Here is a 343-nt window from a genome sequence, read left to right on the forward strand (position 1 = left end):
TTGCTGCTGTAAAGATTCCAGAGCACTGGATTTTTCGGCTAGCTGCTGCTGCAAAGATTCGATCGAACTCGATTTTTCTGCTAGCTGCTGCACAAAGTCGTGTTCCCGGTGGTCTTTTTCGGTGATTTGCTGCTGCAAAGATTCGATCGAACTTTCGCGTTCACTCAACTGCTGCTGTAAACTTTCGTAACTTGACTTCGCTACAGTTTCGGCTAATTGGCTTTCGAGATTTTGCTTTTCGGTAGCGAGTTGCTGGTGCAAAGATGCGATCGAACTTTCGCGTTCACTCAACTGCTGCTGTAAACTTTCGTAACTTGACTTCGCTACAGTTTCGGCTAATTGG

The 343-nt window shown here is 46.1% G+C and carries 1 pseudogene; it reads right to left on the bottom strand.

The annotated features are described in order from the left end of the window. Positions 1–343, bottom strand: a pseudogene (locus tag QT992_RS10365) (CopG family transcriptional regulator); the annotation flags it as partial.

This window comes from Microcoleus sp. T3_D1 (assembly GCF_036700405.1).
Classification (GTDB): Bacteria; Cyanobacteriota; Cyanobacteriia; order Cyanobacteriales; family Microcoleaceae; genus Microcoleus.